Source organism: Cedecea sp. FDAARGOS_727 (assembly GCF_012273235.1).
Taxonomy (GTDB): domain Bacteria; phylum Pseudomonadota; class Gammaproteobacteria; order Enterobacterales; family Enterobacteriaceae; genus Cedecea; species Cedecea davisae.
Genome location: NZ_CP050966.1, coordinates 216,116 through 238,303, shown reverse-complemented (window position 1 = coordinate 238,303; position 22,188 = coordinate 216,116). Strand labels below are relative to the sequence as shown.

Here is a 22,188-nt window from a genome sequence, read left to right as displayed (position 1 = left end):
TCTCTTTTTGGGGTTACCGCATCAGTTAGTCGCGGCTGGCAAAACCAAGAATGCTCAGCAGGCTAACGAAGATGTTGTAAAGAGATACGTACAGGCTCACCGTGGCGCGAATATAGTTGGTTTCGCCGCCGCGGATGATGTTGCTGGTCTCAAACAGGATTGCGCCGGAAGAGATCAGGATAAACACCGCGCTGATTGCCAGATGCAGGGCAGGGAGCTGGAGGAAGATGTTTGCCACCATCCCGATAAGCACCACGACCACGCCCGCCATCAGCATGCCGCCGAGGAAGGACATGTCTTTGCGGGTGGTCAGCACATACGCTGAACAGCTGAAGAACACCAGCGCGGTGCCGCCCAGCGCCATACCGATGACGTCGCCCATTCCGGCAGACAGGTAGGCGTTAAGCATCGGCCCCAGGATATAGCCCAGGAAGCCGGTAAAGGCGAACGCAGACAGAATGCCCACAGGTTTGTCTGCGGTTTTATAGGTCAGGAACATCAGGCCGTACATGCCAACCAGGGTCAGAATAAGCCCCGGAGAAGGCAGCATCAGCACGGTGCTGGCGGTTGCGGTTAACGCCGAGAAAGCCAGCGTCAAACTCAACAGGAAATAGGTATTACGAAGCACTTTGTGGGTGCTGAGCAGTGACGAACGGTCACGCGAGGAGGTAATAATGCGATCCATTCTTAAACTCTCTCTTATACAGGTGTTTTATGGTGATGAGCATAATGCCCGCCTTTATTACACAAAAGCCTTTTTACCCATCTTTACCTCGTGCAGTTTATCACATTGTATAAAATTACTTCCATAACTACCGCTTATAGGTGGCTGAAAAATATTGCTTTATTGAAAAAAGACGACTAAGAGTGTTAGCCGTACCGTCGTTAAATAACATCAATAAGGCGTAGGTCATGAAAACAAACAACAACACATTCACAAAATCATTGCTTGCTCTGGGTTTACTCAGCGCTTTTTCAGGCGCATGGGCGGCAGACGTTCCGCCGGGAACCGAGCTTGCAGCTAAACAGGAGCTGGTACGTAATAACGGCAGCGAACCGGCGTCGCTTGACCCGCATAAGGTCGAGAGTGACGTTGAGGGTAATATCATCGGCGATTTCTTTGACGGGCTGATCCGCGTCAAAAATGACGGGACTATCGAGCCTCACCTGGCCGATAAGTGGGAGAATCAGGATAACAAAGTCTGGACTTTCCACCTGCGCCCCGGCATCAAGTGGTCCAACGGCGAGCCGATTACCGCCCAGGACGTGGTCTGGAGCTGGAAACGCCTGGTTGATCCTAAAACGGGTTCGCCTTATGCAACCTATCCCGGCACGATGCAAATTGAAAACGCCAATGATATTGCCGAAGGCAAGAAACCGGTTGATAGCCTGGGCGTGAAGGCGCTGGATTCCAGCACCGTGCAGGTTACGCTAAACCAGCCGACGTCGGCCTTCCTGCTGATGTTGGGCCACACCTCGATGGTGCCGGTAAGCGAAGCCGCGGTAGAAAAATTTGGGGATAAATGGACCCAGCCCGCCAACTTCGTGAGCAGCGGCCCTTATAAGCTGTCGCAGTGGGTGGTAAACGAGAAAGTAGTCGGCGAGCGTAATAAGCAGTACTGGGACGACGCGCATACGGTTATCAATAAGGTGACTTATTTGCCTGTTACCTCCGGTACGGCGGATGTTAACCGCTATAAAGCGGGTGAAATCGACATTACTTATACCGTTCCGGAAACACTCTTTGCCTCGCTTAAAAAATCCATGCCGGACCAGGTCCGCGTCACGCCTTACCTGTCTACTTATTACTACGAATTCAATACCACAAAAGCGCCGTTCAACGACCCGCGTGTTCGCCTGGCGCTTAATATGGCGCTGGATAAAGACATCATAGCCGGGAAAGTATTAGGGCAGGGGCAGAAACCCGCGTGGCTGGTTAGCCAGCCTAAAATTGGCGGCGTAGAGCTTAAACCTGCGGATTACGGCAGCTGGAGCCATGACAAACGCGTGGCGGAAGCGAAAAAACTGCTGGAAGAGGCGGGCTTTAACGAGAAACATCCGCTGCAATTCAACTTGCTTTACAACACCTCTGAATCTCACCAGCGCATCGCCATTGCCGCCAGTTCGATGTGGAAGAAAAACGTTGGCGTTGAGGCTAAGCTGCAAAATCAGGAATGGAAAACCATGCTGGATACCAAACGTACCGGCAACTACGACCTGGTGCGCTACGGATGGATTGCGGACTACGATGACGCTGCTACCTACCTGAACAACTTCCGCACCGGCGACAGCCAGAACAGCTCTAAATACAGCAACCCTGCTTATGACGAGATTATTGCCAAAGCTTCGCAGGCCACCACCCTGGAAGAGCGCGCAAAATACTATCAGCAGGCAGAAGACATCCTGGCTAAAGACGTCCCGACTATCCCTATCTACCATTATGTGAAGGTTCAACTGGTGAAACCTTACGTCGGCGGCTACGCGCCAAGCACGTTGGGTAAATATCTGACCCAGGATCTCTACATTAAAAAGCACTGATGCTGGCTCTGCCCCCCGCCCGGGGGCAGTTAGAGCGGTTCGAAAGTAATCATATTGCTGATGTTTCAGTCAAATAACACAAATGTGATGAAATTTCAGGCGATTGAACAAAAACGTGCTTTACATGAAGTATGGCTATGTTTATAGTTCGCCTCGTTGGAAGTGTGGCCGAGCGGTTGAAGGCACCGGTCTTGAAAACCGGCGACCCGAAAGGGTTCCAGAGTTCGAATCTCTGCGCTTCCGCCAACATTTGAAGCCCGAGCTTATTTATAAGCTCGGGCTTTTTCATTCCTGTCGTCTGGCAAGAAAAGGAGATATCGCTATCTCCCGCTCTGCCCCTATAAAAGCAGCTAAAAAACGACGGTCGAGCCGGAGTGAGCTGTGAGGTTTACTTCCATAGCAGCGGCTTTCGTCAGCAGCTTCAGGCTTGATGAATAGTAATCTTCCCCGACGTAACGCTTGTCCCAGTAATCTTCTCTTATACTTCCTACGGAAAAATCTCTTACCGCCTGCATCCCGCCCGGCAGCGGGTACTCGGCAACGGTGCCGGTGAAGACGTTGATCCACGCGGGCGCATTCCATTCCGGCTGTTTCTCCCAGAACGAGCTAAAGATGCGGTTCTGCGGCAAGTCTTTTTGATACCAGTTCAGGTAAAGCGGGATACGTACCGCGTCAAAGCCGAAACGAGCGGGCCAGTCGGTGGCGGGCTCAACCGTGCCGTCTTTATTGACCGTCACCCAGTCGACAGGGAGGCGATGCTCGCCAAAGCGCATGGCATCGAGGAGCGTCAGCCCGTCGTCGATCATTTTTTGCCATTCCGCGCGATGGGAATAACTATAGAAGTCGCGCCAGGCCGGGAAGATAAAATAGGACGGGTTCAGGTTGATAAAATCTTTATGCGTAAAGCCTTCAACGCCGGGCAGCATAACGGTTTTTCCCGCCCAGTTAATTACCGCATGTGAAAGCAGCGCGCGCTGGATCCCTAAAGAGGCGTCGATATAACGCTTTTCGTTCCAGCGGTTACCGGCGCGCAGCAGCGCCCAGCCGATCAGCATATCGCCATCCGTCGCGTCGTTACGATCGTTAACCTGATGCTTTGCCGGATCGTAACGCCATGAAAACAGGCCGATATCCTCCCGGTATAAATTTTTATGCGTCCAGTTCCAGAGACTGTCGAAAGTAGCGCGATCGCCGTTGATCTCGGCGAGCAGCATGCCGTAGCCTTGCCCTTCGGAATGGCTGATTTGCTGGTTGCCGTTATCGATAACGCGCCCCTGGTCAATAAAGCGCTGTTTATAAGATTGCCAGTTTTCAACGTTTTGCGATGCAATGCTCTGCGCGCTGAAAAATAGCATTAACATGCTAACTCCCGACCAAAGCCATTTGATATTCACTTCACTTCCCCTCTGTCTGGTAACGAAAATTCAGAGCCTCCGGGCTTTGTCCCGTCAGGCAAAAAAACATCTCTTCTGTGCCGCCCAGCGCCCGAAGCCACTCGCTCCAGCATCCTTCCATCAGGGATGAAAAGCCGTTTGCCCAGGCCGATAAATTGTCCTCCTGCCCGGCATGTGGCCAGGCGAGATGAGTCACTTCCAGGCCGCGATCATCGGCCGCAATTTGCACCATGCCCCAGTTAAACTGCGCCAGCAGGTTATTGGCCCCGTCTTCCAGATCGCCAAGCGTTTCGCCGGGCGGGAGCGGGAACTGGCGCGCCAGCTGTGCTCCCGTGCGGTGCAGGAATGCGTGCCCTTCATCACGGCTGGCTACCGCAAGAATGCTGGTGCAGAGCAGGGCGCTAAGATCCTGCCAGCCGGGCTGATATTGCTGCCGGCGGCAGTAGTCGGCGAGTGTGTCAGTTATGCTCATGATCTGCCTTATTGGTTATCCAGTAAGTATTTGAAATAAATCAGGGCGTTGGCCTCCGAATACTCTCCGGCCGTGTCGTAGCTAAGCTTGCCGCCAACCGCCATCTGCGGATTGAGTTTGTAATTGCCCTGAAGCTTGAGGTTGTAGCTCACTCCGGTGGAGGTTTTGGCGGCGTAGTGGGACTCGCGCCCAAAACCGGCATCAACCAGCCAGTCGAGGTTGTTCTGCCATTCTGATTCGGTTGGGAAGTAATCGCTTTGCTTCTGGGAGTAGGCCTGGTAGCCCACCGAGCCGGAAAGTTTGTAATTCCAGTTTCCCGCATTGCGGCTGTATTCCACCGGCAGCGATACGCTAATGTAGTTTTGCGGGCTGAAGTAGCCGCCCTGGCCGAAGCTAAAGTTGCCGAGGTTTTTCGCGAAGTTCATATAGTCGGTATTCACGCCGATTTTCACCTCCCGGTCTTCGGCGTGCAGCGGTCGGTAATAGAACCCGGCGTTGCCGAGCACGGCCTGGTTTTCAGGCACGTTTTGTCCCTGATATTGATAGAACGAGCCGCCGCCATAGGCTCCGGCGTCGCCGTTGTCATAATTCACGCTAAGGCCGCCGCCGCTTTTCACTACGGCCCCCCAGTTTTTACCGCTGTATTTATCTTTGGTGCCAACGTAGGAGAGCAGGCTATCGGTCACGGCGCGGCGTTCGGCGTTCAGCGTTAACTGGGTATTTCCGGCAACGGTTGGCGACCAGCGCAGCCCGCCAACAAGGTTGTGTGAACCCTGGCCGAGCGGCGTGGTACCGATGTCGGCCTGGTACTGGTCGCCGGTTAACGCGAGGGAAAGCTCTGCTCCGCTTCGGCGCTGTTCGCCGCTGGAGCCTGCGGCATAGTCGTCAGGGCCGAAGGTATGCGGCTGAATAACCTGCTGCTGCGCAAGGTTGAAGGCGTCCTGAGCATCGGTTTCATCGCGCATCGCGATTTCGCACGCGGAAGAAGTCGGATCCTGGCAGGCTTTAATCCTGGCGTTGGATTTGTCCGCCAGCGCTTTACGTGCCGCGTCGGCGGCGGCGGTGGAATCAGTAGCTGACTTCTGTGACGCCTGGGTTGCCTGCCAGGCTGCGGTGGCCTGCTGTAGCGCCCCCGAACCAAAGCGGTTGCTCGCCTGGCCGGAAGTACTGCCCGCATTAAGCATCACCGGCGTTATGGAAAACTTCAGCCGGGACTCGCTAAAAGGAACGGTAGAAAAAGCCAGCGAAGTTTTGGTTTCGCTCAGGCCGCCCAGCCCGTCCTCGCCGTCCCGCTCGCGCAGGCTTAAAGAGGTTTCGACCCAGGAGGCCAGTTTTTCGCGTGTTTCATCGAGCAGCTTGCTAACCTGGGCAATAAGCTGAGGTTTCTGGCTCGAAGAGCCCGCGCCTGCTAACGGAGCTGCGGTCTGCCACGGTAGCGCCGTTGACTCCTGCACATCATCTACAAACGGATTATCCGCAATGTCTAACCCGCCAACCGTTGCCGTGCTTCCGGCGCGGGTGATGCCCAGCAACTGTTGTTTTGCCTGCCGCAGCAGCGTGAGCGCCTGGCGTGCCTCGCCGTTACCGCGCGCAACACGAGCGGCAAGGAATAAATTTTCGGGAGAGTTTTTGTCGTCCAGCTCGCTTAAAAGCTTACCGGCCTGCGGATTGTCGCCAGAGGCTAATGCCAGATTGATAGCCCCGGTCAGCGCATCCTGGTTATGCGGCTCCTGCGAAAGAACATATTGATAGACGCTGCGGGACTCTTTGAACATCTTCCCGGACTGATAAACACGCGCCATGGCGAGCATCAGAGCTTTGTTATGCGGGTCATCATGCAGCTTAACGATCAGCATGTCGTAGGCCTGCGCGTACCGGCCCCGCTCGCGGAGCTTATCCGCCTCGTTGATAATGCTGCCCAGTTTAATTTCGGCAATTTCACGCGGTGAGCTTTTCGCCAGCAGGACGGGGTTTGCCAGCAGGGCATCCGCTTCGTTAGTTAGCCCGGCCTTATAAAGGCTTGCAGCCAGATGCCCGGCATCTGCCGGGAAAACCGTATCCGCATTGCTGAGTGGGAGCAGCAGGTTTTTTGCGCCGGCATTGTCGCCTCCGGCAATCAGTTTGTCCGCATTGGCAAGATCCAGATTAAAGGCGGCGCGGCGGCGCAGGGCGCTGATGTCTTTGTTCCACTGGCCGCGTGGGATGCGGTTGATCGCCGCGATAGCCTGGCTCCACTGTTTATTTTCCCCGCGATAAAGAGCGGCAACGTAAAGTTCGTCTTTGTGCGGGCTTTGTTCCATAGGGGCGATAAGTCGGGCGGCCTGGCCCTCATCACCCTGTTTTAGCAGCACCCGGGCAAGATCGAGCCTGACCCAGGCGTTTGACGGTTGCTTTTGCATCGCGCCGCGCAGCAGCCGTTCTGCCTGCAAGGCGTCTCCTGCGTCGAGCGCCTGCGCCGCCTGCCTACGAATCGGGTCAACGCTAACCGGCTGGCCGCTGGCAACTTTGGCCCGGAAGGCGGGAGGCAAGGTCTGGAGCAGCTTCGCCGCTTCATCGGTTTTATGCTGCTGGGTTAATACATAGTAAAGCGCCTGCTGCACTTCCGTGGAGGGCGTTTGAGCGTTGAGGGTGCGGTAAGCCTGCTCCGCCTCCGGCAGGTCACCTTTGCGGCGCAGCACGTCCGCACGGAACAAATTCACCGCCAAGTTTTCGTCCCCGGAGCTGTTGAGTAAAGGCCCGCTTGCGGCCAGCGCTTCGTTCCAGTTGCCCCTGGCGGCCTGCGTTTTTGCCGTGCTCAGGGCGGCGTAGAAGCTCGCTTTCTCCGCAAGGCTCGCCCATTTTCCCTGGTCTGCGCCGGGCCGGGAGGCGGCGCGTTTTAAATAATCATGAGCTTCGGCGAATTGTTCTTTGCGCATGGCGATAATGCCGAGACCGCCCAGCGCGCTGCTGTTATCCGGGTCGGCGTTCAGCGCCTGTCGGAAGGCTTTATCCGCGCCGCTAAGATTGCCTTTTTCCACTGTCCGGTAGCCTTCGGAGACAGTGCTTCCGGTGACGTTGCTGGAATAGTGCGCTTCTACTTCTGCGTCGTTAGGGTGTTTTTGTTGCCAGGCTTCGAACAGCGGGCGGTCGTCCGCACGAGGATGCAGCCATAGCAGCGCCTGCCGTAGATCCTTTGCCGCTTCGGGCGTGGAGGGCGAAAGCGTTGCCAGCAATGCAATCCCTTCGCGGCGGCTCTCTTCCTGCCAGGTCAGCATTTTGCCTAACGCAAGCGTCGTTGCTGCATCCCGTGGGCTTTGCTGGTGGCGCTCAGTCAGGGCGGTAATCGCCTGTTCGCGGCGTTCCGGGATGGCGGCCAGCGTCTGGTAATACTCGCTGGCGAGCGAAGCCGCAGGCTCACCTTTAATAAACAGTTCTTCATAGACTTTGACCGCGGCGGCCGGGTTGCCGCTTTTGGCAAGTCGTCTTGCCTGAGCCAGGCGGCCGGGCGCAATCGCCGAGGTTGCCACTTCACCCTCAAGCTGCTGGATTTTGGCACCGTCCGGGCTGGCCTTACGCAGCTTTGCCTTCCACGCTTGTGCTTCCTCTTTTTTCCCCTGCTGCAAAGCGTAAAGCGACAGCAGATAGAGCGCGTCCGGGTTGTTGGGTTCAACGCTAAGAATTTTTTTTAGCGCGCTTTGCGCATCTTCCGGGTGATTGCGCTCGTGCCAGAACTGCGCCTGGGCAAACAATTGATCCAGCACGCCCTGGGCGCTAAAGCTTGAGAAGGGAAGCGCCAGCAGGAACAGGCTGCTTAACCCAAAAGCCGGTAAGGGTTTGTTAATTTTTTTGTTTTTCATTTGCTTATCTGTCGCCGCCGTTACGGCGCTGGCCGATATAGTTCGCAAGGCGTTTTGCCGCCTGGTTGCTCAGGTAGAAGTAGAGGGAAAGCCCCAAAAGCGCCGCCAGCAGGGCGCACATCAGCCCCAGAACCAGGAAATGCTGGCTGGCATACCAGAAAATTTGCAAATACCACGGCATTTGCCCGGAAACGTAATGGTCGCCAATGTGCCAGCTGTGCACGCCGTCGCTTTTGCTGATAAGGGCGAGGTCGCCGCGAATGGCGGCGTTCACCGCCGGTTTGCGCAGATCGTCCGGGAGCTGAGCCAACTGCTCGCCTCCCGTGGCTGTAGCGAGGATAACGCTGCGCTTCGATGCCCACGGCGAGCTGAAGCTAACGAACCCTCGCCAGTCGGCGGCCGAAGCCAGATAGCGCGAAGCGGCTTTGCTTTGCCGGTGCCAGTCGCCGAGCAGGAAAGCTTTGGCTTGCTGCAAGTAGTCGAGCTGGCGTAACTCAAGCTGGCCTTCCTGGAAGGCATAGGGGCTTTGGGCGAACAGCGACTGAATGAAAGCCTGCTGCTGAAGCGTGGCTATCGCCAGCACGTCTTTGTTCTGCAAGGATTGTCCGGCGTGCTGCGGCGCATCGTCGCCCAGCAGAACCCGGGCACCGTGAGAGGTCACGCCGGTTGCATTTCCCTGGCGGGCCATGAGCGTCATCAGCGTGCTTATCTCGGTCGCATCCGGGTGGGAAGGCATCAGCACCAGCGTTTGGGAAAGATCGGCCTGGCGTGAGAAGGGGAAGCCCGCGCCGACGAAATACGAAAGATTCGGCAGCTCGCTGAAATGCCAGCTGTGGCTCAGATCGAGAGTCGAGTCAGGATCAATCGAGCTTTTCATACTGGTGTCGTTCAGCACCTGACAGGGCGCTTCTTTTTTTGCTTTGACGGCAAAATAGAATTCGAACTGGTTATCGCCATAGATTTGCCAGGGCTGAATATGCAGCGTTTTCTGCTCCTGGCGCGTGTCGCCGCCCATCAGGTGCCAGAGGCGCTCGACCGCGCCGCTGCTGTTCACCGGCAGGTTGCGCAGAAAGCGGCCATTCAGCGAGACGCCGAGCGCGGAGGTGTCTTCATCTACCCAGCTATTGGTCGGGAAGCGGTAGCCGAGGCGAAGGGGGAGGGTATCGCCGTCCCACATAAACAGATCCGGCGCGGTGCGAAACGCCACGCGAATCGTTTCGTGGCTCAGGCCGTGAACGTTGAACCGCGCGTCGTCTTTAAGCAGCTCACCCAGCGCCACCGGGTGGTGAGTATCGAGCCAGCGCGGCGCGTCATAGGCCTGGCGCTGAGGGATGCGCTGCGCCGGAATGGCACTAAGCTTCGCGCCCTCCGGTAGCTTGCCGTGTGTCAGCCCGTAGGCCGCGCGTTGCAGTTCATCCGGGGTCTGCCCGCTGACTACCAGCAGCTTGTACACCGGATTAAGCGGGTTATCGGTTATCCAGAGCGAAGCCCCTTTTTCCTGCGGGATTTGCAGCGTGCCGATGGACTCGCCGGGATGAGCAAAGACAATGGCGTTGCTCATCGGCAGTTCGCCCAGGCTTACGGGCAGGTTGATGTCTTTATAGTCGGCATGGTAGCCGAGGAACGAGCTGACGGTTGCCGCCGCGCTTAAAATGTCCTGCCCTGGCGTGCGGGTGAAAACCATGGCGACCAGCTGCCTGCCCATTTCCAGCGGGTCGATAAACGGCCACGGGAAGCGGGAAAGGTCCGGCGCGGTGTCCAGGCGCAGGCCCTGATAGTCAATTCTGCTGTCGGGCTGGATGGTCAATTGGTAGCGTTTTTCGCTATCGACTTCGCACTGCAACGTTTTTGCGTTTTCCAGCGTCACGCTCAGGTTATTGGTGGCAACCAGCATCGGGGCGGGAATATCCAGGCTAAAAGAGGTTGTCTCGTCGCTGGCCTGGCTCAGGGGGAGCTGCGCCAGCGGCTGGCCGTTGAGCATCACGTTGAGATAGTGCTGCCCGTCGACCAGGGCGGAGGAGACGTTTATTTTCAGCAGAAACTGAGCTTTGACCACCACGCGGTCGCCGGGCAGAGTAAAGGTAAACCCGCTCTGTGGCTGGTGGCCGTCCAGGCGTAGCCCGTCGGAAATTCCTGCATCTTTCAGGCTCAGGTTGCCGTTAACCTCAGGTTGAGCCTCCGGGACGGTTAAGGGCCCATCGGTAGTGAAAACTTCCCCCGTGCTCTGCGGTACTTCAGTTTCAGGCTGAACGGGCGTTTTAGCCGGTATGGTTTCGGCCGGGCGCGGCATCTGCAATGTTTCAGGCAGGTCAAAAGCGGGAGCTTCGGCACTGCACAGCCCGCTTAGCAAGACGAACAGCAGGGCTTTGCCGCGCGTTGAAGAGATAAGATTCATGCGGCAGCCTCCGGTTTAGCTTTTTTTGCCTCGAATCTCGCGAGCTTTCTGTTGCGGCGGCTACGCCAGAAAATGCCCCACAGTCGACCCGCGCTGCGCATTACGCCCGCCATAGAGCGGCGAAGGCTGTCTTTTGCGTGCGGCGTTTCGAGCCAGGCATCCGCCCTCGCCAGCACTACGCGCACCAGCTCGCGGCGCTTATGCAGGGGAATATCGCCAAACTGCAGGCGCAGAATGTCGTCGTTGGCGAAAACCTTTTTGCCGGGGATGCAAACCGCCGCGCTGTTGAGCAGCAGTTCCACTGCTTCAACTTCTTCGTTATTCAGCGCCGGGTCGGGGTTAATCACCTGCATTCCGCCCATCGACAAATCGCGGCTGACGGTGCGCAGGCTGGCTCAGTTAGTGAAATGGACAATGGTCGGGATAGCGATATCTATACGGATGCTTTTACGCACCTGTTTTGACTCATTGGCCACGGCAATCGACGCCAGCAGAATAATCAGGCTGTAGGTGGCCCAGCCGACGTTGAGCAACAGCACCCACGGCTCGATACCCAGACGCGTTTGGGTAAAGAAGCGGGCGATACCCGCAATCACGCCCGCACCCAGCAGCACGGCGACCACCATGTGAGGCATCACGATGTGGGCGTCGAAGTATTCTTTCTCCAGCGTGTCGCCTTTATCGGTCACGTTGAATTTGCCTTTGCGCGGCGAAAGGAAGGTCACGAGGGTCGGAATAACCAGGTGGAAGCACATCACCGTTTCGTAGACTTCGCCCCAGAAGGAGAAGCGATAGCGGCCGTTGAGGCGGGAGTTAAGCACCGTCGCCATCACCAGATGCGGCAGCGAATAGGCAAAAATCATGCTGGCCGAAGAGGCAATAATGTTTTGATTAAACAGCAGGTAAGCTAGCGGCGCGGTTAAAAACGCAATGCGCGGCAGGCCGTACTGGAAGTGCAGAATGGCGTTTAGATAACACAGGCGCTGCTGCCATTTTAAGCCGCGGCCAAACAGTGGGTTATCCAGCAGCAGGATTTGGGTCATGCCGCGCGCCCAGCGAGTACGCTGGATGACGTGCAGCGTGAGGCGCTCGGTAGCCAGTCCTGCCGAAAGGCACAGGCCGAGAAACGCGGAATTCCAGCCCAGACGCTGCATTTTCAGCGCGGTGTGGGCATCTTCGGTCACCGTTTCGACGGCAAAACCGCCGATCTCTTCCAGCGCACAGCGGCGGATAACCGCGCAGGAGCCGCAGAAGAAGGTGGCGTTCCAGTTATCATTCCCTTTTTGAACCGGGCCGTAGAACAGCATCCCTTCGTTCGGGGCCTCGCCCGCGGCGGGCAGGTTGCGCTCAAACGGATCTTTTGAATAGAAGTAGTGCGGGGTCTGGATAAGCGCCAGCTTTTCATCACGCAGGAAGCTACCAACGGTCGCCTGCAGGAAACCTCGCGTCGCAACGTGGTCGCAGTCGAAGATGCAAATAAGTTCGCCGTTTGTTTTCTTCATCGCCTTGTTGAGGTTACCGGCTTTGGCGTGCGCATTATCGTCGCGGGTGATATAGCCGACGTTGGCCTCGGCGGCGAAAACGGCAAATTCGCTGCGTTTCCCGTCGTCGAGAATGTAGATTTTGATTTTATCGCTCGGGTAGTCCATGCACTGGGCCGCCAGAACCGTATCCCGCACAATATCAAGACTCTCGTTATACGTTGGAACGTAAACGTCAACCGTCGGCCAGAGCGAAACGTCTTCCGGTAGCGGCTCAATTTCGCGCTCCAGCGGCCAGATAGTCTGCATATAGCCGAGCAGCATAATGGTCCAGGCGTAGATCTCTGCGGCAAACAGCCCCCAGCCGAGTGTGGCTTCAACCCAGGAGTTAAAGGAGAGCGTAGAGGTGGCGCGCCAGTAGATATAGCGGGTCGCCATCAGCAGCGACAGGGCGACAAGCGTTGTCGAAACCTTTTTATTGCTGCTGCGCCCCGCAACCAGCAGCACGCCTATCATCAACAGGCCAAACATAAACTGTTTATGTGCGGTCATCGGAGTGAGGACGATCAAGGCCGCAGCGGGGAGTGCGACCAGCAGTAAAAACAGCGTTGAAAGCAAGCTTTTCATCATTGAGTCATCGTCAAAGGGTTGGCAAGACGTCGTTGTTGCCGACGGTGATGTTCAGCAAATGTGAGAGCTGTTTTTCCAGGGCATCGATGTCGAACAGGGCTGAACTGGAAGGGCGATAAAGGCGCAGCGGCTTTTGGCTCGCCAGCGCGGCAGGGACGGAGCTGTCCTGGTGTATATCGCCCAGCAGCCTGTCGCCGATGCGCTGGCGGAGATATACCCCGATGTCGTGGTTCATCTCGTAGCGAGGATCGATTTTGTTGAGTACAAAATAGTGCTGCCCGTTTTTGTTTAGTGGCATGCCGAGGAACGCCTGCTTGTCTATTTTTTCCAGCAGCGTCGGCGCGATGCCGTCGGCCAGCAGCGTGACAAGATGCAAATCGATAAGCTCGTGTAGCGCCCCAAGTGCGGCATGCGGCCCGGCGGGCATATCCACGATAATAACCAGACCCTGGTGTTTAGTGATGCCGGCCAGGCTGCGGCGCACGGTTTCCGGTTTTTCGCTTAGCAGGTGCTGAAAAGCCTCGCGCTGTTCCCGGCTTGCTTCGCCGTAGGGCAGTAAATAAAGATTGGTATCAACCTTGAGGATGTTCTGTCCCCAGTCCGGGGTAGTCACGGCGTGGGGAACGAATCCGTGAGCGTCATCCAGCGTGAGGTTAAAATGCAGGCGCAGCGCGTTCTGCTCGTTTAAGTCCAGCAGCAGCACCTTATTACCTCGGGTCGCGTAAGCGCTGGCAAGGTTAGCGGCGATCGTGGTACGCCCGCTGCCCCCCTGGGGAGAACAAATGCAAATCATCGGCATGATGCGATCCTGTTGAACAAGGTTGAAAGCGGCAACTCACGCTCGGGCTGTGCCTGCTGGTTATTGGTCTGGTGATGACCAGAGGGTTTGAACAGCGTGGAGAAGCGTTCTATTTCTCGGTCTGAGAATGCTTTGTCACCAGCCGATGGGCGGGTTCTTACCCTGGACTGGTCGCCAGCGGCGCGGCCTGAAGGCTGGTTTTCTGCAGCGATCACCCGGGATGGGGAATCCGCTGGTGGTTGAATCTCTATCGCTGCGGGCATCTTTTTTTGTATCGCAGCAATATTATTAAATTCGCTGGTGCCGGTAATTTGTGGATTAATCGCGTCGCTCAGTGCAAGCCCATTTATTCTTTCAATGATGCTCCATTTCGCCAGAGCATTATCCGCATTGTATTCTGATAATATTTTATAGTTGCCGACGCCGGTTTTAAGAGTGAAGCCAGTGATATCGTCATAACCTTGCATAAATATACCTTTCAATAATTATGCTCCTTAATGGCGAAAATTAAGGAAGCATGACTAAGTTGAGATAATAATTACTCGCCGCGCGCCGAACTGATGCAACTTGACCGCTGGGGCGGATAACCATTTCGGATGCGGTTGAGTATATTTGACGATGTCTCGCAAAAGAATATATACCTTAAATTTACATATATTTATGGATTTGATTTCAATTTATAATTGATTTATAGGTTTTAATATTGGTATTTTGGCTAATTTTCGATATTTTGAACTTGTCGTTTTGTTGGCCGTTGGGTGTTTTTTTATGACCATGGTGACTGCTGTCTGTAACACGCATCGATAAGTGGATACGAATGCATAACAATTTTGCTGTGTAATATTTACAGGGTGCGTAGTTGAGAATCAGAATAAATATCCTTTGACTCCATTGCCTTATTTTTATTGTGGGTAAAAGGGATTGCTCCTATTGATACTTCTGAGCGTCACTGTTAATGCTATTGTATAATTTTAAATAAATCTGATGAAGGCGACGAAATTAAATTGTATAAAGCTCTATTCGCTACTTATCTACTTGATAAATATCTTCCCGGCACCTTATACTCACTGCTAATTTACATATAAAGGTGAGCTTATGCGTTATCGTATTAATCACTCGATAATCTATACGCCTGATGATGGCACGGTTAAGCTTACCGCCGACGGTGAGAACGAAATCTCTTCCGGAGAAATTTCTCTGGCGCCGACGGCAAACCGCCTTTTAGCTATGCTGATTAGCCACCACGGCAGCATTCTTCAGCGTGATGAACTGTTGAACAATGTCTGGGATGCACACGGCCTGCGGGCTTCAAACAACAGCCTCAACCAATATATCAGCGTATTAAGGCGCAACTTCGCCGACCTCGGACTGGAGGAAACGGTGATTGTCACCATTCCAACCGTGGGCTTTATGTTCAGCAAGGATATTCAGGTCATCGTTGAAGATGCCCCGGCTGCCGGGGCGCGGGTTCAGGCATCCTCCTCCCCGCGGCCCGCCGCCTCTCCGCCCGGTGAAGGGGCTGAAGGTGCTGTTCCCCGCGCGGCAAAATTTAAGAAATGGGCCATAGTGGCAGCCTTAGCGCTGCTTACCGCGGCTAACGGCTGGTTTTTCCTTCGCCCTAATTCCGCTGCCCCGGTGTTTGAGCAACGCTTCCTGCTAGGCACGCTGGAAAGCTGCCCGGTTTATACCTTCTACAAAACGGACAGTTCCAGCCAGAGCAAGTATATGGACCTGGTGCGCAAGAGCATGGAGCGAGCCAGTTTTCACTGCAAGCCGGATAGAGAAATCTTTTTCAAAATTGAAGATCGTGCGCTTTATCATCAAAAAGCAACGATGTTTATCGCGATATGCAGCCGACTCAAAGAGAATGAATTCTCCGGCTGCCGCAGCTATTACACTAACTAAGCGACCGTTCTGATGAGAAAAATAATCGTTGCCGTGCTGTTCATTAACGTCGCTTTTGCGCTTTGGGCGCTGTACCTGCGCGCGCCGCTAACCTCCCGGGGGCTGAACGTTTTTTGTGAAGCATCGCTTAAATTGAGTAACGACAGGGATGGCTCGGTATTTGATTTCGACGGCACAATAGTCACGCGATTTAAAAACGACGGGACGGGCTACCTCGACCTGCTGGGCGTTGCCGGCCGGCAGGGGAAAATTTATAACGTTTCTCGTGAGGTCAACTTTAGCTGGGTACCGAAAGACGAGGACGGTATTTATGGCATCACGCTGCATACCGCCACGGTGACCCAGGGGGATAATACGCCGAACGAACTGGTGGAAAACAACATTACCGGGCGTATGAACGTGGTCAACAGCTACATTGTGCGCCACGCCAACCACAACACCTGGAGCATCGGCAACATCTATACGCCAATTGTTATGTGCGTGGACAAAAAGAACTAATGTCTCGGGAGCAGGTTTTCGCTCCCGAAACCTTCAATTTTTTACCGCCGTTTCTAACCACTCTCGAAATACCCCCCCCAGAGCAGGGTGAGCCAGCGCATGCTCGACAAACGCCTGGGCATAACCTAGTTTGTTGCCGCAGTCGTGGCTTTTCCCTTCGAGCGCAAAAGCCGCAACCGGCTCAAGCGACATCAGTTTTTCAATCGCATCGGTAAGCTGAATTTCATCCCCGGCACCCGGCTGCGTCTGGCTTAACAGCGGCCAGATATCCGGTGAGAGCACATAGCGCCCTACGATGGCGAGGTTAGACGGCGCGTCTTCAGGGCGTGGTTTTTCCACCACGCGGCAGGCAACGTGGCTGCTGCCGGGTTTCAGCGTCGCACCCTGGCAGTCGGCCACGCCATAGTTCGCCACTTCATCCCACGGAACCGGGGCGACCATTATCTGGCTCATACCGGTTTGCCGGTAATTTTGCAGCATGGTTTTCAAATTGCCGTGGCCTGGCTCAATGATAACGTCGGGCAGAAGAACAGCGAAGGGGCTATCGCCGATCAGCGGCAGGGCACATAAAATCGCGTGTCCCAACCCTTTGGCCACGTTCTGGCGGACCGCCATGATCGAGACATCCGGCGGACAGATAGATTTTACCTCTTCGAGCAGCTGGCGTTTGACGCGCTGTTCCAGCATGGCCTCCAGCTCAAAGCTGGTATCGAAATGATTTTCGATGGCGTTTTTGGAAGAGTGGGTGACCAGCACAATGTCTTTGATACCCGCCGCGATGCACTCGTCAACGATATATTGGATCAGCGGCTTATCAACCAGCGGCAGCATCTCTTTCGGAATGGCTTTGGTTGCGGGCAGCATACGGGTGCCAAGACCCGCCACGGGAATAATGGCTTTAGTAACTGAACTCATGAGCTCCTCGGTAAAGATATAGGCTTATAAAACGTGGTTTATCTGCACAGCAGGTTTGCCTGCTGTGCGGGGATTTAGCTAAAAGGGGATGACGGACGAGAGACGCGTAAGCGGGTTACGCGTGGGGTAAACTCTCGCCGTCAAATTCGTCAGGCGTTGGCGCTGCGGCCAAGCCAGCTTTTACCGGTGTCGAGCATCTCTTCCGGCCAGTCTTCAAATTTCATCGGTCGGCAGAAGTAGTAGCCTTGTGCTTTCTCGCAGCCCATTGAGGCCAGTTTTTCAGCAACCTCTACGGTTTCCACGCCTTCGGCAATCAGCGGTACGTTGAACCCTTTAGCCAGCAAAATAACAGCCGAAATAATGGATTCATTTTTCTTGTCTTTAAGCACGTCCATCACGAAGTTTCTGTCGATTTTCAGAGCGTCGAACTCCAGCTTATGCAGGTAAGAAAGGCTGGAGAAGCCGGAGCCGAAATCGTCGATGGAAAGGGTGACGCCGTTTTTACGCAGCGTGGCGATGGTCTCTTTCAGCTCGTTATCGCCTTTGATCATGCTGGTTTCGGTAATTTCGATGCAGATATTGCTATTTTTCAGCCCGGCAGCGGCGATGGTGCTCAGCAGGTAGTCGCAGAAGTCCGGCTGGGTCAGTTCGATTATCGATACGTTGATGTGCAGCTTGAAGTCGACGGGGCAGAAGCCACGCCCAATCTGCGCCGCGAGTTCCCCGCACGCCTGGTTTATTATCCAGCGGCCAAGTTGGATGATAAACCCGGACTCTTCGGCAACGGCAATCAGCTTATCCGGACGAACCATGCCCAGCTCAGGGTTGTTCCAGCGCAGCAGGCACTCGGCCTCTTTCACCGTGGTGGAGTCCAGCAGCACTATCGGCTGGTAAACCAGGAACAGCTCCTGATTTGGAATGGCGCCATACAGATGGTTAAGCATGGTGATGTTATTCAGCGCCTGCTCACGCAGCAAATCATCGTAAACCCGCGTGTGAACATTTTCGCTCTGGCGAGCCGATTGCAGCGCGATGTTGGCGTGGGTGATGGCGGTGCTTAACGGCACGGTATCGTCAGGGCAGGTGACAAGGCCTGTGTGGCCGGTAAAGACAAACCCGGTATTTTCGTACTCGCCTTCCGCTTCCTGCATCAGGCTCATCAGGCTTGCGGTGTAGGTTTCAAGCTGTTCCGGCATGTTCACCGGGCAGCAAATGATAAACCTGTCCACCGCGTCGCGGGCCAGCACCACATCTTCGGGGAAGTGGCGGCTGATAAAGTCAATAAAGGCCTGGAGATAGCGCGTGGCGTAGCTGCTGCCGAGGTTGTTTATCATGGTCTGAACATTGCTCAGACTCACGATGCCAATTACGCCCTGGAAAGTCGGTTTCGCCTGGGTCAGCGCCGCCAGTAGCCCTTTTCGGGTCAGCAGGCCGGTTTCGCTGTCAATGTTTATCTGGTCTTCGAGCAGGGCAAAAGCGCTGTCCAGGTCGTTAGACATCTGGTGCAGGGCGCTGTCGAGCGAGTTCACTTCCTGGAACGACCAGCCCTGATTACGCTCAATTTTGCGACGCAGGGCGATGTCTGGTGCCTGCTCAGCAATTTTTTTCAGCGGGTTGACCACAACAGAAAGAATGCGATGGGCGATGAAGCAGCTGACTAAAAAGACCAGTACGGCAATCAGAATAGTGATGCTGCGGTAGCCGGAAAGTTTACCAAGTAGCTCATTTTCCGAGACCAGCACCACCATGTGCCAACCCTTGAGGTTTTGAGAATCGCCCACTTTGATGACTTTGCAAAAGTAGCGTGTGCCGTCCACTTCAATTTTATTAATGGTGCCGTCGTCCTTGCGTAAAAACTCGGCGGTAGCCTTGACGACCGGCTCTTCGCTTTGCGAAACCAACGGCAGGTCGGCGCCGCTTTGCTCGGCCAGGCCGTGAACTCTTTGGTTTTGAATCAGCTCCGGGGCAGAGGTGGCGATTATCTGCTGTTTGTCGTTTACCAGGTAAATCAGGCTATGTTCTGCGGTGGTGAGACTGGTAAGAAAGCGGCTCAGGCGACTGAGGCGTAAATCGCTGGAAACCACGCCGATATACGCGCCATTGCGGTCAAGAACAGGGGAGCTAAAGGAGATACTGACGCCGGACTCGGAGTTTACATCGCGGTAGGCGTTACTCCACATCGAGGTGTGGGCCTGGTTGACGGCGCTAAACCAGGGGCGTTCAAACAGGTTGTAGTTATCGACGGTGTACATCACCGGGCTGGTGTCGGTGCCGTCGCGATAAAACACCAGTTTGTTATCGGTGTCGGCGTTCTTTTTAATCTGAAACGTCCAGTTTGACTCCAGATCGCGGTTAAAGCCGACATAGTTACCCTCAACGCTGCCGAAAGCGATGGAGCTCAGCAGTGAGTCACGGGTAAACATCTGGGTCATCACTTTATATAAATAGTTGCTGATATCGGTGAATGCTTTGCCTCTGTCGCCCGCATCCAGCGTTTTAATGAACAGCGTGGCGATAGAGTTAGCCTGCTGCGGGATATAAATATAGTAATTAAGCGCGTTTCCCACGGCCTCGCCGCGGGTATTTATAATGCGTTCACTCATTACGTTGAGGGTATCATTTTCGCGGTAAAACTGGATATATACCACGCTGACGATAGTCACCGATGCAAAGATAAAGAACACAATAAATATGGCTGTTCGCAGTGACAGCTGAAGCTTCCTGACCATCATTTGTCTCCCTCAAAAGTGAATGAATTCTTGCCGTCCCGTTTGGATATATACAGATTTTGGTCGGCTTGAATCATCGCTTTTTCAACGTTACCGTCGCAGCGGGCAACGCCGATGGACAGAGATGGCGTGAAGTGGCCGCCTTCCGGCAGGGGAATTTTCAGTGAGTTAATAGTATCAATAACCCGGCTGGCGGCGATTTTCGCGCCCGCTTGATCGGTTTTGAACAGGAATATTGAGAATTCATCCCCACCCATTCGTACTACTTTGTCGTGATCGCGAATATGTAGCTTCATGCTATGAGCACATTCCTGCAGAACTCTGTCGCCAAAAGCATGGCCGTAATTGTCATTCACCGATTTAAAATCATCGACGTCAATGGCAAGGATGTAGCAAATCCCTTCGCTGTCACGGATTTTACTCATATATCGACGGTTGTAAACGCCGGTCAGCGGGTCAATCATATAATTTCCGCGCAAATTGCGCAGGGAGTAAAAATAATAAACTGCCTGCACGCAGCGGATAAATGCCATGATTGTTGGAATAAGAATAAGGATCAGCAGTTGACGATTATAGTAGGTTTTAGTGTCGTCAAGCAGGCTTTTGGCAAGGATTGAGAAGCGATTGTCGTTAATGGCAATCTCGTGATAGACCTCGCGGGTATCTAGGTCGCGGGTCTTCAGGTATATATTTTCCGCAAAGTGTTCTTCTTCGTACTTTACCGCATCGCTAATCGGAGATCTAAAGACACTTTTTACATAATCGCTATACAGTCCGGCTATCTCTTTCTGGTAGCCCGCAGAGTCTCCGGCATGGCGGAAGATAATGTCATTAATCTTAGTCAGATAATCAGACTTCATAATCGAGATATTAAGCACGCTTTCTATCTCATTATTCATCTTTTCAATTTTGGTATAGAAGAGTGCGAAGCAAATCAGGCTCACTACCAGCGAAGTGATAGTGATGAAATAGTGCCAGCTGGCGGAATTGTTATAGACGTCGTTAAGGCGTTTCATAGACTGACCCAATTTCGTTTAGAAGTAATGGGTACACCTTACCAGTGAACGCTTTATTTGGTTATTTATAGAGTAAAATGCATCATATTTATTATATAATTCTAATTATAAATTAATTTATAGATTTTAATGTTGCACTGCGCGTTGCGTCAGCGGTGAGTTTTCGCCTGCTGCTTTCGATAGTTCCCCGGAGAAAGGCTGAAGTTACGGGTGAAAAGACGGTTAAAGGTCTGCTGTGATTCGAAGCCGTACTTCATAGAAATGTCGACAATTCTCTCCTGAGTGTTTCTGAGATCCTCGGCAGCAAGGCAGAGCTTTCTTTCCCTGATATAGCGACCGAGGCTGGTTCCTTTGCACTCCAGAAACAAACGCTGAAAATGCCATTTAGAATAGCCCGCGTAGCGAGCCACCTCCTCAATACGCAGCGGTTGATGAATATTATGGTCAATCCAGTCGGCGATTGACTCGACCACCAGAGCAGAAAAGTTCATGCATCGATTCTCCGCAAAAAATTGTTGCCAGCTAAAGTGAATGGCAGGTTTGATGAATATTAGCGACTCAGTCTTTTGATCAGATATCGTAAATAGTGAGGTGAGAAATAATCGCAGCTGGGGTGCGGCCTGGCCTCATTGATATCTGATTTTATATCGTTGATGCGTTGGCCAGGGCACAGCGCCAATAACATGAAAATCATCGGAAGTGCGATCTTCATAAATATAAATAACGTCAATTTTTGGCTTAGCTCAGAAGGTATAGCTTATTGCCAGAGCGCCCGTCGTGCCGCCGCGCTGCATCACTATTGGGCTTCTGGCGGCGTTTTTTGCCAGCCACGTATAGTTAACGCTAAACCATCCGCCCCAATGCTCGCTGAACTGATGAGTCCACGTCAGGCCGGTATCCGTCCCGTAAAACCCTCCGGAAGTGCTATAACGGGCGTAACCTGAGCGATCGCTTTGCTTGCGGCTTACGCCGTACCAGGTGTTGAGATAGCGAGCATCGCCAAATAGCGCGCTGGTCTGGAAGGTGAGGCTATTATCGTCATCCATAACGGGAATATAATTTATCGCCGTTGAATAAGAGGCGCCCAGGCCGTCGCTCAGCGGTAAAGTCGTTTTGCCTTCAAAAACCAGCCAGGGAGTAACGGCCCAGCCGAGAGCAATAGCGCTATTAACCGTTGCAGAAATATTTCCCATGCCTTTTAATTTATCTGACCCTTTACGCCAGCCGGAGTTCTTATCGGTGCGCCCTGAATCATAACCTATTGTCGGTTCTAAATATAAGCCGTTGTCATTTTGAAGGTGAACCCCAAGCCCTTTTATAGAATCGAGGAAGAAATTATTTTCCTGCCAATGAATTAACGGTATAACGCTTGTGATTTGCTCGTCAGAACCGCTATAGCGAGGGGAAGTAAGTGCGCCCAGGCTAAAAGTTACTGCCGACTGCTCTTCCTGGTAATTACTTGCCCAGGCCGATGAAATACCTGATGTTATTAATGTGGGTATTATGTATAAGAAACTTTTTTTAGTTAACATAATAATTCTCGTTGTCTTCTGTTTATATTTTCATGCATCATTAATTCC

General features: G+C 53.8%; 15 protein-coding genes, 1 tRNA gene and 1 pseudogene. 4 read left to right on the top strand and 13 right to left on the bottom strand.

The window, feature by feature from the left end; translation table 11 throughout:
* Positions 1 to 25: 25 nt before the first annotated feature.
* Positions 26 to 685: an FtsH protease modulator YccA gene (gene yccA / locus FOC35_RS01225; protein ID WP_016535682.1), complete on the bottom strand. Its 660-nt coding sequence runs from the start codon at positions 683 to 685 to the stop codon at positions 26 to 28.
* 227 nt (positions 686 to 912) lie between these two features.
* Here yccA and FOC35_RS01220 point away from each other — a divergent pair, with 227 nt between their 5' ends.
* Together FOC35_RS01220 and FOC35_RS01215 are read left to right on the top strand one after the other, a co-directional pair.
* Positions 913 to 2,538, top strand: a complete 1,626-nt coding sequence (locus FOC35_RS01220) for an ABC transporter substrate-binding protein (protein ID WP_172567913.1) — start codon at positions 913 to 915, stop codon at positions 2,536 to 2,538.
* Positions 2,539 to 2,696: 158 nt separating this feature from the next.
* Positions 2,697 to 2,784, top strand: a tRNA-Ser gene (locus FOC35_RS01215).
* 104 nt (positions 2,785 to 2,888) lie between these two features.
* Here the strand turns inward: FOC35_RS01215 and FOC35_RS01210 are convergent.
* The 7 genes and pseudogenes from FOC35_RS01210 to FOC35_RS01180 all read right to left on the bottom strand — a co-directional run bounded on the left by FOC35_RS01210 (position 2,889) and on the right by FOC35_RS01180 (position 14,012).
* Positions 2,889 to 3,899 carry a glycosyl hydrolase family 8 gene (locus FOC35_RS01210; RefSeq protein WP_172567912.1) on the bottom strand — a complete coding sequence of 337 codons (1,011 nt, stop codon included), beginning with the start codon at positions 3,897 to 3,899 and terminating at the stop codon, positions 2,889 to 2,891.
* Between the two features lie 34 nt (positions 3,900 to 3,933).
* Positions 3,934 to 4,404 carry a cellulose biosynthesis protein BcsD gene (gene bcsD, locus FOC35_RS01205; protein WP_016535716.1) on the bottom strand — a complete coding sequence of 157 codons (471 nt, stop codon included), beginning with the start codon at positions 4,402 to 4,404 and terminating at the stop codon, positions 3,934 to 3,936.
* An 8-nt stretch (positions 4,405 to 4,412) separates the two neighbouring features.
* On the bottom strand, positions 4,413 to 8,240 hold the full coding sequence (locus FOC35_RS01200) for a cellulose biosynthesis protein BcsC (protein WP_172567911.1): 3,828 nt from the start codon (positions 8,238 to 8,240) through the stop codon (positions 4,413 to 4,415).
* Between the two features lie 4 nt (positions 8,241 to 8,244).
* Positions 8,245 to 10,635, bottom strand: coding sequence for a cellulose biosynthesis cyclic di-GMP-binding regulatory protein BcsB (gene bcsB / locus FOC35_RS01195; protein ID WP_172567910.1), 2,391 nt, complete (start codon positions 10,633 to 10,635; stop codon positions 8,245 to 8,247).
* A pseudogene (gene bcsA, locus FOC35_RS01190) lies at positions 10,632 to 12,746 on the bottom strand (UDP-forming cellulose synthase catalytic subunit). Before bcsA ends, bcsB begins: the two are co-directional and overlap by 4 nt.
* Positions 12,747 to 12,756: 10 nt before the next feature.
* Entirely contained in the window at positions 12,757 to 13,545 is a 789-nt protein-coding gene (gene bcsQ, locus FOC35_RS01185; RefSeq protein WP_016535720.1) for a cellulose biosynthesis protein BcsQ, read from the bottom strand.
* On the bottom strand, positions 13,536 to 14,012 hold the full coding sequence (locus FOC35_RS01180; protein WP_172567909.1) for a hypothetical protein: 477 nt from the start codon (positions 14,010 to 14,012) through the stop codon (positions 13,536 to 13,538). The genes bcsQ and FOC35_RS01180 overlap by 10 nt, the downstream gene beginning before the upstream one ends.
* A gap of 628 nt (positions 14,013 to 14,640) precedes the next feature.
* Between FOC35_RS01180 and FOC35_RS01175 the strand changes: the two genes are divergently transcribed.
* Positions 14,641 to 15,450: a helix-turn-helix domain-containing protein gene (locus FOC35_RS01175; RefSeq protein ID WP_172567908.1), complete on the top strand. Its 810-nt coding sequence runs from the start codon at positions 14,641 to 14,643 to the stop codon at positions 15,448 to 15,450.
* Positions 15,451 to 15,462: 12 nt separating this feature from the next.
* Positions 15,463 to 15,948 (top strand): hypothetical protein, encoded by a 486-nt coding sequence (locus FOC35_RS01170; protein WP_016535723.1) that lies wholly within the window; start codon positions 15,463 to 15,465, stop codon positions 15,946 to 15,948.
* Between the two features lie 33 nt (positions 15,949 to 15,981).
* Here the strand turns inward: FOC35_RS01170 and galU are convergent, their stop codons facing one another.
* The 5 genes from galU to FOC35_RS01145 all read right to left on the bottom strand — a co-directional run bounded on the left by galU (position 15,982) and on the right by FOC35_RS01145 (position 22,140).
* Complete coding sequence (gene galU, locus FOC35_RS01165; RefSeq protein ID WP_172567907.1) at positions 15,982 to 16,863, bottom strand: UTP--glucose-1-phosphate uridylyltransferase GalU; 882 nt, start codon at positions 16,861 to 16,863, stop codon at positions 15,982 to 15,984.
* Between the two features lie 149 nt (positions 16,864 to 17,012).
* Complete coding sequence (locus FOC35_RS01160; protein WP_016535725.1) at positions 17,013 to 19,595, bottom strand: EAL domain-containing protein; 2,583 nt, start codon at positions 19,593 to 19,595, stop codon at positions 17,013 to 17,015.
* On the bottom strand, positions 19,592 to 20,608 hold the full coding sequence (locus FOC35_RS01155) for a GGDEF domain-containing protein (RefSeq protein WP_016535726.1): 1,017 nt from the start codon (positions 20,606 to 20,608) through the stop codon (positions 19,592 to 19,594). Before FOC35_RS01155 ends, FOC35_RS01160 begins: the two co-directional genes overlap by 4 nt.
* A 149-nt stretch (positions 20,609 to 20,757) precedes the next feature.
* Entirely contained in the window at positions 20,758 to 21,099 is a 342-nt protein-coding gene (locus FOC35_RS01150; RefSeq protein ID WP_172567906.1) for a RamA family antibiotic efflux transcriptional regulator, read from the bottom strand.
* Between the two features lie 252 nt (positions 21,100 to 21,351).
* Positions 21,352 to 22,140 (bottom strand): MipA/OmpV family protein, encoded by a 789-nt coding sequence (locus tag FOC35_RS01145; RefSeq protein WP_172567905.1) that lies wholly within the window; start codon positions 22,138 to 22,140, stop codon positions 21,352 to 21,354.
* Positions 22,141 to 22,188: the final 48 nt, after the last annotated feature.

What these genes read in the sequence shown, in the direction of transcription:
- FOC35_RS01145 (WP_172567905.1), bottom strand. Translation starts at nt 22,140, where the DNA reads ATGTTAACTAAAAAAAGTTTCTTATACATAATACCCACATTAATAACA.
- FOC35_RS01180 (WP_172567909.1), bottom strand. Translation starts at nt 14,012, where the DNA reads ATGCAAGGTTATGACGATATCACTGGCTTCACTCTTAAAACCGGCGTC.
- galU (WP_172567907.1), bottom strand. Translation starts at nt 16,863, where the DNA reads ATGAGTTCAGTTACTAAAGCCATTATTCCCGTGGCGGGTCTTGGCACC.
- bcsQ (WP_016535720.1), bottom strand. Translation starts at nt 13,545, where the DNA reads ATGCCGATGATTTGCATTTGTTCTCCCCAGGGGGGCAGCGGGCGTACC.
- FOC35_RS01175 (WP_172567908.1), top strand. Translation starts at nt 14,641, where the DNA reads ATGCGTTATCGTATTAATCACTCGATAATCTATACGCCTGATGATGGC.
- FOC35_RS01160 (WP_016535725.1), bottom strand. Translation starts at nt 19,595, where the DNA reads ATGATGGTCAGGAAGCTTCAGCTGTCACTGCGAACAGCCATATTTATT.
- yccA (WP_016535682.1), bottom strand. Translation starts at nt 685, where the DNA reads ATGGATCGCATTATTACCTCCTCGCGTGACCGTTCGTCACTGCTCAGC.
- FOC35_RS01200 (WP_172567911.1), bottom strand. Translation starts at nt 8,240, where the DNA reads ATGAAAAACAAAAAAATTAACAAACCCTTACCGGCTTTTGGGTTAAGC.
- FOC35_RS01210 (WP_172567912.1), bottom strand. Translation starts at nt 3,899, where the DNA reads ATGTTAATGCTATTTTTCAGCGCGCAGAGCATTGCATCGCAAAACGTT.
- bcsB (WP_172567910.1), bottom strand. Translation starts at nt 10,635, where the DNA reads ATGAATCTTATCTCTTCAACGCGCGGCAAAGCCCTGCTGTTCGTCTTG.
- FOC35_RS01220 (WP_172567913.1), top strand. Translation starts at nt 913, where the DNA reads ATGAAAACAAACAACAACACATTCACAAAATCATTGCTTGCTCTGGGT.
- FOC35_RS01170 (WP_016535723.1), top strand. Translation starts at nt 15,463, where the DNA reads ATGAGAAAAATAATCGTTGCCGTGCTGTTCATTAACGTCGCTTTTGCG.
- bcsD (WP_016535716.1), bottom strand. Translation starts at nt 4,404, where the DNA reads ATGAGCATAACTGACACACTCGCCGACTACTGCCGCCGGCAGCAATAT.
- FOC35_RS01150 (WP_172567906.1), bottom strand. Translation starts at nt 21,099, where the DNA reads ATGAACTTTTCTGCTCTGGTGGTCGAGTCAATCGCCGACTGGATTGAC.
- FOC35_RS01155 (WP_016535726.1), bottom strand. Translation starts at nt 20,608, where the DNA reads ATGAAACGCCTTAACGACGTCTATAACAATTCCGCCAGCTGGCACTAT.